Below are 11,174 nucleotides of genomic sequence, written 5' to 3'. Positions count from 1 at the left end.
AGGAACGATGACGACCACGAGCGACCCCCACCCGACGATCCCGGCGATCCCCGCCCGGTCGGTCGGACTGCCCGCCGAGGACCTCGACCGGGCGGTCACCGCCTTCATGGCCGCCTCCCCGGTGACCCGTCGGTGGGACGTCGAGACCGCCTTCGACTGGGCGGCGGCCGACGCCGACCGGCTCACCGAGGGCCAGCGTTCCGCCGTCCGGTTCATCACGTTCATCGAGGATCACCTGCCGGGCTACTTCGCCCTCTACGGCAGCCGGTTCCCGCTCGACGGCGACGTCGACGTCGAGACGTTCCTGCTCAACCGCGAGATCTACCACTTCACGGTGCGCTGGGCGCAGGAGGAGGACAGCCACGCCCGCGCCCTGTTCCGCTACCAGGTGGAGTCGGGCATCGCGCAGCCGGCGGCCCTGCGCCGCGAACTCGCCGAGGAGGGGCGCAAGCAGTTCGCGCTGCCCCACGAGCACCCGGCCGCGCTGTTCGCCTACACGCTCGTGCAGGAGAAGGCCACCCAGATCTACTACCAGAACCTGCGGGCCGTCGTCGGTGACCCGGTGCTCGCCGAGGTCCTGGGCCGGCTCAGCCGCGACGAGGCCCGCCACTTCACGTTCATGGCCGACATGGTCGACCTCTACCTGCGCCGCTACGGCGACGCCGTCGTCGAACCGATCCGCGAGGCGGTGGCGCAGTTCCGGATGCCGCTGGCGGACACGCTGCGCGGCTACTGGCGCTGGGCGCTGCGGATCGCCGACACCGCCCACTACGACCACACCGAGGCCTACGACCACCTCGTCCGGGTCGTGCGCCGCGCGGTGGACGCGCCGTCCGACCGCGTCGACGAACTGGCCAGGTTCGTGCGGGCCTGCCGCGCGACGGATCCGACCCCCGCGCCGCGCTGACCGCCTCCGCCCGCCGTCCCCACCCCAGGAGCCCGCCGTGGACATCGGCACCGACACGTCTCCCGTCCTGGCCGCCGGTACCGCGACGGCCCTGACCCCGCCGGCGGATCTCACCGTGGACCAGGCGGCGCTGAACATCTTCGACCCCGCCTGGCATCACGACACCTTCCCCAACTACCAGGTCCTGCGCGAGGCCGGTCCGTTCGCGCCCGGCCCGCTGGGCCTGCGGCTGGTGACCCGCTACCGGGAGGTCGAGGCGATCCTGCAGGACTCGGCGTGGAGCCACGCCGAGGAAGGCGAGATCATGCATCCCGACAGCGACGGATCGGACCTGCCGACGTCGTTCCTGTGGATGGAACCGCCGGACCATACCCGGATCCGCCGGCTGGTCGGCAAGGCGTTCAGCGCGCGGCGGATCGAGGGGCTGCGCGCGCGGGTCACCGAGGTCGCGGGCGGGCTCGTCGACGCCGCGATCGCCGCGGGCGAGGCCGACCTGGTCGAGGCGATCGCCTACCCGCTGCCGCTGACGATGATCGCCGAGCTGATGGGCGTGCCGGCGGCCGACCACGCGGCGGTGCGATCGATGTCCTTCGGGCTCGCCCGCGGACTGGACCCCGACATCCTGCTGTCCCAGGCCGAGATCGACCTGCGGCGCGACTCGGCCGCGGCGTTCCGGGAGTACTTCACCGATCTCGTCGCCCGCCGGCGTGCCGACCCGGCCGACGACCTCGTCAGCGCGCTGGCCCTGGCGGAGGCCGAGGGCGATCGGCTGACCAGCGACGAGATGCTCGCGACCCTGGTGGTGCTGCTCGTCGCCGGCCACGAGACCACGGTGAGCCTGATCTCCAGCACGTTCCTGATGCTGATGCGCAACCCCGACCAGTACGCGGCGCTGCGGGCGGACCCGGACCTGGCCGCGCCGGCCGTGGACGAGCTGATGCGCTACTGCACCCCCTCGCACCTCACGACCCGGGTCGCCACCCGCGACGTCGAGGTGCTCGGCGAGCGGTTCACCGCGGGCGACGGGGTGATCATCCTGCTCGCGTCGGCGAACCGCGACGCCGAGCTCTACGCCGACCCCGAGCGGCTCGACCTCGCCCGGTACGCGGGCGGCGGCGCGGTGCCCCGCCATCTCGCCTTCGGCCGCGGGCACCATTACTGCATCGGCGCACCGATGGTGCGTCTGGAGATGGAACTGCTGCTGCGGACGTTGGCGCTGCGCGCACCCCGGCTGACGCCGCTGGTCGACCCGCCGCCCTACCGTCCCAACCTCGTCGTGCGTGGCATCGCGGAGCTGCCGGTGCGGATCGACAGCTGAGTCCTCCAGCGCCGGCCAGCCGGGTGTGGCGGGGCTCACGCCGCTCGGCAGGCGTCCGACACTCCGGTGACTTGCGGCGGGAAGGTGCGGTTCACCAGAGGTTATCTGGCACCGTTAGGCTTGCGCTCGACGCCCCTGTGGAGGTGGCAATGGAGTTGCGGCACCTGGTGTCCTTCCTTGCTATCGCGGACGAGCTGCATTTCGGCCGCGCTGCCGCTCGACTACATCTTTCGCAGCCATCCCTGAGTCAACAACTACAACGACTGGAACGAAGTCTCGGTGTCGAGCTGGTGGCCCGGACGTCCCATGATGTCCGGCTCACCGCCGCCGGAAAGGCCTTCGAGGCCGAGGCGCGGGCCATCATCTCGCAGATGCGCAAGGCCACCCACACCGCCCGCGAGGTCGCGGCCGGCCGGACCGGGGTGGTGAGCGTCGGGTACAACTTCCCCGGCGGTCAGCACGTCGTCCCGGCCGCGCTCACGAAGATGTCGGCCGAATATCCCGACGTCAGCGTCACGCTGGTGGAGCAGCGCACCGGTCCACAGCTTTCCGCGCTTGCCGCCGGCGATCTCGACATCGCCATCGTCTACGGTCGTCCGACCTCGCCCGAGTTCCGCTCCCGGCGACTTTTCCGGGTGCCGCTCGTCGCGGTCGTCGGCCATGGGCACACGTGGGCGGGGCGCGGTGGCATTCCCTTCGGGGAGCTTGCCCGCCAGCAGTGCGTCCTGTTCGCCCGGGAGAAGAGCCCGGCGATGTACGACGCGATCCAGGCGGCCGCCGAGGCCAGCGGCATCACCCTGTCGGTCGCCCACGAGGTGGACGACCCGAGCGCGACCACCATCATCGTGTCGGTGAAACCGCTGGTCGGGTTCGCCTCGGCGTCGCGCGGGCTGAACATCGGCTCCGCGGTCGGGGGCCCGCGGCCGGCCGCGGTCCAGCTCTACGACCCGGTACCCACCCTGGATCTCTACGTGGTCTGGCGGGCGGCGAATTCGGCGCCGTTGGTGGACATCTTCGTCGACTGTATCGAGGCGGCCCGGCCTTTCCAGGTTCCAGCATACGGTCACGCCGAATCAAGAGTGAGGCGATAGGAAAGGCCGACCGTTCATTCAGGGAAAGCGCCTTGCCGCGTTCTCGGAATAATCCGAGACTCGGGCGTGAAATGCTGGAACGCACTTCACCGTGCGGATGGCTGCGTCCGCGCCACGCGGAAAGGTGATGACACGTGCAGAAATCCACCTCGGCCGGCGGCCCCGTCCTGCCGGACGACCAGGGACTCTGGTCCGTGGTCGACGGGGGCGCCCAGGCGCATCCCGAGCGGCCCCTGCTGGGCCGCACCGACCTTCCCGGCGAGGCGATCCACGAGATCAGCAGCGGCGAGTTCGCCGACCAGGCCCGGACGGTGGCGGCCGAGCTGCTGGCCCTCGGAGTCGCGCACGGCGACCGGGTCGCCATCATGGGGCGCACCGGCTATCCCTGGGCGCTGCTGAGCGTCGCCGCCCTCGGTGTCGGCGCGGTGATCGTCCCCGTGTACCCGACGGCGTCGGCGGTGCAGGTCCGCCACGTCCTGACCGACTCCGGCGCCGCGTGGGCGTTCGCCGAGACCGACGAGCAGGTGCGGCAGGTCAGCGAGGCCGGCGCCGCCGGGCTGCGCCGCCCGGCGTGGCCCCTGGAACAGGTCGACGACTGGGTGGCCGCGGCGGCGGGCTCGACCGCTGTTGCTGCCGCTACCCCTGTTGCTGCCGCTATCGCTGCCGATACCGCTGCCGCTACCGACGCCGGGGCACGGCGGGCCGCGCTCGACGAGGAGTTCGCCCAGCGGGCCGGCAAGGTCCGCGCCGACGACCTGGCGATGATCATCTACACCAGCGGCACCACGGGCCTGCCGAAGGGCTGCATGCTCACCCACCGCAACATGTTCGCCTCCTCGGCGGGCACGGTGGAGCAGACCGGCGAGCTGTTCCGCACCGCCGAGCAGGGCCCGCAGGCCACTGTGCAGGCCACCACGGCGCAGGCCACGGTGCAGGCCACCACGGCGCTGTGCCTGCCGCTGTCGCACGTGTTCGGCCAGACGATCCTGTTCGCCTGCCTGTACGCGGGGACGCGCACCGTCCTGCTCCCCGGCATACCCGAGCTGCTGCCCGCGATGGCGCAGATCCGCCCGACGTTCCTCGCCCTTGTGCCGTACGCGCTGGAGAAGATCCGCAAGCGGGTGCGGGACCTGCCCTCCGACGACGTCTCCGCGGCGTTCGGCGGCCGGCTGACCCAGGTGATCTGCGGCGGCGCCTCGCTCGACGACACCACCGCGGCGTTCTTCGCCAGCGCGGGCGTCAACGTGCTGAACTGCTACGGCCTGACCGAGGCCGCCACGGCGGTCACGGTGAACGCCCCGGCCACCAACCGGCCCGGGACCGTCGGACGGCCGATCCCGGGAACGACGGTCGCGATCGCCGACGACGGGGAGGTGCTCGTCCAGGGCGCCAACGTCTCGCCCGGCTACTGGTCGGCCGGTGAGCGCGCCGTCGGCCGCGACGCCACCGGGCCGGAGGAGGACCGCTGGCTGCACACCGGCGACGTCGGCCGCCTCGACCCAGACGGCTACCTGGTCATCACCGGGCGCCGCAAGGAGATCCTGGTGACCAACAGCGGCAAGAACGTCGCGCCGACGCCGCTGGAGGACCGGGTGCGCCTGCACCGGCTGGTCAGCAACTGCATGGTCGTCGGGGAGGCCCGCCCGTTCGTCTCGGCGCTGATCACCGTGGACCCGGCGCCGCTGGCCGCCTGGGCCGCGGCGAACGGCGTGCCGCTGGACGGCGCGCAGGACTGGCGGGAGCACCCGCGGCTGCTCGCCGAGCTCCAGCTCGCCGTCGACGACGCCAACAGCCTCGTCTCCCGGGCCGAGTCGATCCGGAAGTTCCGCGTGCTCGACGGCGACTTCACCGTCGAGCGCGGCCATCTCACGCCTTCCATGAAGCTGCGCCGCGCGATCATCGAGCGGGAATTCACCGAAGCGATCGCATTTCTTTACCAGTGATCTGCGCCACTCGATTGAGTGGGCTTATCGGCCGATGAGATGTCGGCCTGTCCATTGACCGACGATCTGACCGATCAGCACCATGACAAGGTAGCCGGCCCGAACGCTGCGCTGCCGGCGGCCGCCGGACGGCCGCCGGCGGTCTACAACGGGAGGACAATGCCATGTACGACGTCATCGTGGTGGGCGCGCGCTGCGCCGGATCGCCCCTGGCGATGCTGCTCGCGCGGCGCGGGCACAAGGTGCTCGTGGTGGACCGTGCCACCTTTCCGAGCGACACCGTCTCCACGCACTACATTCATCAGGCCGGCCTGTCCCGACTTCAGGACTGGGGCATTCTGGACCGTCTCGTCGCCACCGAGCCGCCGGCGATGCGGCATCTGACGTTCTCCTACACGGACATCTTTCTCGAGGGTTTTGCGGACCCGATCGACGGAATCACCGAGGTGTACTCCCCGCGCCGGACGATCCTCGACGAGATCCTCGTCGACGAGGCGCGCAGGGCCGGCGCCGAGGTCGTCGAGGGGTTCACCGTCACCGACGTGATCTTCGCCGAGGGGCGCGCCGCCGGCGTGCGCGGACGCATCGGCGACGGCCCGGAACGCGAGTTCACCGCCCGGTTCGTGGTCGGTGCCGACGGCCGCAACTCGACCGTGGCGGGCCTGGTCGGGGCCGAGATCTACCGGTCCGTCCCCGCGGCCTGCTTCGTCTACTACTCGTACTATGACGGGCTGGACTGGACGTTCCAGCACCGCACCGGCTTCGGTGAGCAGCAGCTCGGCGCGTGGCCGACGCACAACGACCAGCACCTCGTCGCCGTGATGCGTCGCAAGGAGCGGATGCGCGAGTTCCGGGCCAACGTCGAGGGCAGCTTCCACGAGATCATCGACCAGGTCGTGCCCGAACTCGGCGAGGACCTGCGCACGAACGGAAAGCGGGCGGAGAACTTCCGCGCCATGGCCTACCCGGACAACTTCTACCGCCGTTCCGCCGGCCCCGGCTGGGCGCTCGTCGGTGATGCCGGATACCACAAGGACCCGTTCACCGGCTGGGGTATCACCGACGCACTGAAGTACACCGAGGTGCTCGCGGAGAAGCTGCACGAGGGTCTTTCCGGTTCGCGTCCGATCGATGAGGCGGTCGAGGAGTACACGAAGATCCGTGATGCCGAGAGCAACGGCACCTTCGAACTCACCTGCAGCCTCGCGGAACTCAGCCTCACTCCCTACTACGACTCNGTGTTCCGGGCCACCAGCATGAGCCCGGAATACACGACGAAGTTCTTCGGTCTCATCGCCGGCGGAATTCCCGGCGAGGAGTTCTTCGCCCCGGCGAACCTCGAGCGGCTCTACGAGGACGTCAACATGCCGGCCGACCGGAGGATTCTCACCCGTTCCTGAGCGCGACCGCGCCGCCGACCGCCACTGCTCGGCCGGGCGCCATCTGCGCCGCCGACCGCCACGAAAGGCCCCCGAACATGCCCGCAGTCAGGTTCACGGCCCTCGGCGACAGCTTCGTCGAGGGCCGTGGTGACGTCGCCGCCGACGGCACCTACATCGGCTGGGCCAGCCGGTTCGCCCGGCGGATGGGCGTGGCCGCCCGCGAGGTCCGCAACCTCGGCGCCTACCAGACGACCACGCAGCAGGTCGTCGACCGGCAGCTGCGCCCGGCCCTGGCCCGCAAGTCGCCGCTGATCGGCGTGGTGGTCGGCGTCAACGATCTCGTCCAGGACTTCGATCCCGACCGGTTCGCCCGCAACCTCGACACGATCTTCCGGTCGCTGGCGGGCCTGGACACCACCGTGTTCACCGCCAGCTACCCCGACATCCCCGCGAACCTGCCGCTGCCGGAGGAGTTCCGCGGCCTGTTGCGCGAGCGGTTCGTGTTCGCGAACAGCGTCCTGCGCGAGGTGTGCGAGGCGACCGGGACGCTGCACCTGGACATCGCCGCCCACTCCGACTGGGCCGGGCGGCGGCTGTGGAGCCCCGACGGCCTGCATCCCAACGCCGAGGGACATCGCCTGTTCGCCGAGCAGATGGCGGACCTCGTCGAGCGCACGTCCTGGCTGACGGCCGCCTGAGCCGCCCAGTCCGCCGGCGTCGCCCGGCAGAGAAGGGAAAAGGGAAAATCGTGACCCAGCCAGCGCTCCCCCTGAGCCCGTCCGAGCCCGACGGTTTCGACGACCGCCGGCTCGCCCGGACCCCGATCGCGATTGTGGGCATGTCCGGCCTGTTCCCGATGGCCCGCAACCACCGCGAGTACTGGCAGAACGTCGTCGACGGGGTGGACTGCACGACCGAGGTGCCACCGTCGCGGTGGGACCTCGACGACTACTACGACAGCGATCCCGCCGCGCCGGACAAGACCTACTCGCGGCGCGGCGCCTTCATCCCGGACGTCGAGTTCAGCCCGCTGGAGTTCGGCCTGCCGCCGAACCAGCTCGAGGTCACCAGCACGATGCAGACCCTCAGCCTCGGCGTCGCCCGCGACCTGCTGCGCGACGCGGGCGCCCGCGACGCCGCGGGAGCGGACGCGGACTGGTACGACTCCGGGCGCACCGGCGTCGTGCTCGGCACGACCGGCCCGGTCCCCCTCATGCACCCGCTTGCGGCCCGGCTGTCCACGCCGGTGCTACGCGAGGCGGTGCGTAGCTGCGGGCTGAGCGAGGCCGACGCCGACGCGATCAGCCGCAAGTACGTCGAGGCGTTCGCGCCCTGGGAGGAGAACTCCTTTCCCGGCCTGCTCGCCAACGTGGTCGCGGGCCGGGTCGCCAACCGGCTCGGCCTCGGCGGGATGAACACGACGGTCGACGCGGCCTGCGCGGCGTCGCTGTCCGCGGTCCGCCTCGCCGTGGCGGAGCTGGTCGACGGCCGCGCCGACACGATGATCACCGGCGGCGTCGACACCGAGAACACGATCTTCATCTACCTGTGTTTCTCGAAGGTCCAGGCGCTGTCCAAGAGCGGCACGATCAGCCCCTTCTCCGACGACGCCGACGGCACCCTGCTCGGCGAGGGCATCGGCATGCTGGCGCTGCGCCGCCTCGCCGACGCCCAGCGCGACGGCAACCGGATCTACGCCGTGATCCGCGGCATCGGCTCGTCCAGCGACGGCCGGTCCAAGAGCATCTACGCCCCCCGCGCCGAGGGGCAGCGGGTGGCGCTGGACCGCGCCTACCACGACGCCGACTGCTCGCCAGCGTCGGTGGAGCTGTTCGAGGCCCACGCCACCGGCACCGCGGTCGGCGACCGCACGGAGCTCACCGCGCTCGGCGGCCTGCTGCGCGATGCCGGCGACGAGCGCAACTACGCGGCGCTGGGCAGCGTGAAGTCCCAGATCGGCCACACCAAGGGCGCCGCCGGCACGGCCAGCCTGATGAAGCTCGCCCTCGGTCTCTACCACAAGGTGCTGCCGCCGACGATCAACGTCGAGCGGCCGAACAGCGCCGTCGACTTCACCGACGCCCCCTTCTACGTCAACGTCGCGAACCGGCCGTGGATCCGTGACCCGCACCGGCCGGCGCGCCGGGCCGCCGCGTCCGCGATGGGCTTCGGCGGGACGAACTTCCACGTGGTCCTCGAGGAGCACTCGGGCGACCGGTCGGCCGTGCAGGTGCTGCACCGCACGGCCCGCGCGCACCTGTGGCACGCCCCGGACGTTCCCGCGCTGCTGGAACTGCTGCGTTCGGGCGCCCCCGGCGGCGACGGGCCCATCCCGGCCGACGCCGCCCGGGTCGGCTTCGTCGCCGTCGACGACGAGGGCGTCGACGAGCTGCGCGCACTCGCGCTCGCCCAGCTCGAGCGGGCCCCGGACGCGGTCGAATGGTCGCATCCCCGCGGCGTGCACTTCCGCCGTGCGGCCCGGCGAGGCGTCACCGTCGCCGGCCTGTTCGCCGGGCAGGGCAGCCAGTACCTCGACATGGGCCTCGACGCCGCGATCGGCGTCCCGCCGGTCGGGGCCGCCTTCGACGAGGCCAACGCCGCGTTCGACGGCGCCGAGAGGCGGCTCGCGCCGATCGTCTTCCCGCCACCGGTGTTCTCCGCGGCGCTGCGCCAGGAGCAGGAGGTGGCCCTGCGCGCCACCGAACACGCTCAGCCGGCGATCGGCGCACTGTCCGTCGGCCAGTTCCGCTACCTGCGCGAACTCGGCCTGCGTCCCGCCGGCTACCTGGGCCACAGCTTCGGTGAGCTCACCGCGCTGCACGCCGCCGGTGCCCTGGACGCCGCCGGCTACTTCCGTCTCGCCCGCGAGCGTGGCCTGGCCATGGCGCCCCCCGCCGACGACACCGGCGACCGCGGCACCATGGCCGCGGTGCCCGCGTCGCGCGACCGGGTCGCCGCGATGCTGACCGAGCACCCCGACCTGGTGATCTGCAACCACAACGCCCCGGAACAGGTCGTCGTCGGTGGGCCGACGGAGGCGGTCGCCGCCTTCGTCCGCCGCTGTGCGGACGAGGGGCTCGACGCCCGCCCACTGCCGGTGTCCGCCGCCTTCCACACCCGCTACGTCGCCCACGCGGTCGACCGCTTCGCCGAGGCGCTGAGCACGGTCGGGATCGGCGAGCCGGCCGCGCCGGTCTACTCCAACACCCGCGGCGCGGGTTACGGCTCCGACAGCGCCGCCAACGCCGCCGTGCTGGCCCGCCAGCTTCTCGAGCCGGTGGAGTTCGTCGACGCGGTCCGCGCCGCCCACGCCGCCGGCTGCGACATCTTCGTCGAGTTCGGCCCGAAGCAGGTGCTGACCCGGCTCGTCCGCCAGATCCTCCCCGACGCCGACGTCGTCGCGATCCCCACCGACGCGGGCCCCCTCGGCAGTTCCGACGTCGCCCTGAAGCAGGCCGCCGTCCAGCTCGCCGTGCTCGGCGTCGACCTGTCCGGTCTCAACCGCCACCAGGCCGACCCGTTCGAGGCGGTCCCCGCCAAGGGCCCGACGGTGACCCTGTCCGCGCCCGAGTACACCCCGCCGGCGCGCCGGGCGGCCCACGCCGCCGCCCTCGGCGACGGCTACCGCATCACCGCCGCGGGCGCCCCCGCCGCGGCCGCCCTGCCCACCCCCCGGGCCGAGCTCACGTCCGAGGTGACCACGGTGGACTACGTCCCCGCCAGCGCGAACGGTGCCGGTGTGAACGGTGCCGGTGTGAACGGTGCCGGCGCGCACCACGACCTGAACGGCGCCGGCCTGCTCGACAGCGCTCCCGTGAACGGCGCGGGCCGCAACGGCGGCGGGTACCTCCCCGAGCCGGTGGCCGCCCATCACCCGCAGCCCGTCCCAGCCGACGGGGGAGCCGGCCTGTCCGCCGGGGCCGACATCCTCGCCCAGCAGGTCAACCTGCACGCGGTCTACCTGGAGAGCCAGCTCGACGTGGCCAACCGCCTCGTCGGCGCGCTGCAGGAGTACCAGCGCCGCGGCCAGGCCGACGAGCGGTTCACCGAGGCGGTCGCCACCGTGGCAGGCCAGAGCGTGGCCATCGGCCAGACGCACACCCGGGCCAACGAGGTGCTGGCCCAGCTCGCCGCGCTCGAACTGGCGACGGCAGACTCCGGTGCCCCGGCGCCGGGCGGTGGACACCGACCCGCCCTGCCGACCTCGTTCGGGCCGACCTCGTTCGCGCCGGCACCGGCCGCTCCCCGCGAGTTCCCGCCGACCCAGGCAGCGCTGGCCGCGCCCCCGATCACCGCGCCCCCGATCACCGTGACGCCCCCGGTCCCCGCTCCGGTCCCTGCTCCTGGCTCGACCCCTGCTCCTGGTTCGACCCCTGCTCCGGCCCAGCTCCCGATACCGGCCCAGCTCCCGATACCGGCCCAGCTCCCGATACCGGCCCAGCCGGTCACGCCGGATGCCCCTGGCGTCGGTGGTGCCGTCGATCGTGCGGCGGTGCGGGGTGCGTTGATCGAGGTGGTGGCGGAGAAGACCGG

At 72.2% G+C, this 11,174-nt stretch carries 6 protein-coding genes and 2 pseudogenes; all 8 read left to right on the top strand.

Annotated features, from left to right (window positions below; translation table 11 throughout):
- Nucleotides 1-7: 7 nt before the first annotated feature.
- Nucleotides 8-907: an acyl-ACP desaturase gene (locus tag UK82_RS27790; RefSeq protein WP_044887893.1), complete on the top strand. Its 900-nt coding sequence runs from the start codon at nt 8-10 to the stop codon at nt 905-907.
- Between the two features lie 37 nt (nt 908-944).
- Entirely contained in the window at nt 945-2,225 is a 1,281-nt protein-coding gene (locus UK82_RS27785; RefSeq protein ID WP_236706528.1) for a cytochrome P450, read from the top strand.
- A 149-nt stretch (nt 2,226-2,374) separates the two neighbouring features.
- Nucleotides 2,375-3,316, top strand: a complete 942-nt coding sequence (locus UK82_RS27780; protein ID WP_044887894.1) for a LysR family transcriptional regulator — start codon at nt 2,375-2,377, stop codon at nt 3,314-3,316.
- A gap of 134 nt (nt 3,317-3,450) precedes the next feature.
- Entirely contained in the window at nt 3,451-5,259 is a 1,809-nt protein-coding gene (locus UK82_RS27775) for a long-chain fatty acid--CoA ligase (RefSeq protein ID WP_055410268.1), read from the top strand.
- Nucleotides 5,260-5,423: 164 nt separating this feature from the next.
- A pseudogene (locus UK82_RS27770) lies at nt 5,424-6,496 on the top strand (NAD(P)/FAD-dependent oxidoreductase); the annotation flags it as partial.
- Between the two features lies 1 nt (nt 6,497).
- Nucleotides 6,498-6,659 (top strand): annotated as a pseudogene (locus tag UK82_RS40600) (FAD-binding monooxygenase); the annotation flags it as partial.
- Nucleotides 6,660-6,736: 77 nt separating this feature from the next.
- Nucleotides 6,737-7,339, top strand: a complete 603-nt coding sequence (locus tag UK82_RS27765; protein WP_044887897.1) for an SGNH/GDSL hydrolase family protein — start codon at nt 6,737-6,739, stop codon at nt 7,337-7,339.
- A gap of 50 nt (nt 7,340-7,389) precedes the next feature.
- Nucleotides 7,390-11,174: type I polyketide synthase (locus UK82_RS27760; RefSeq protein ID WP_152990040.1), on the top strand; the 3,785-nt coding region annotated here is incomplete at its 3' end.

Source organism: Frankia sp. ACN1ag (assembly GCF_001414035.1).
GTDB classification, from domain to species: Bacteria; Actinomycetota; Actinomycetes; order Frankiales; family Frankiaceae; genus Frankia; species Frankia torreyi.
Note: the sequence above shows the minus strand (reverse complement) of the source record. Positions and strands in the feature narration are given on the sequence as shown.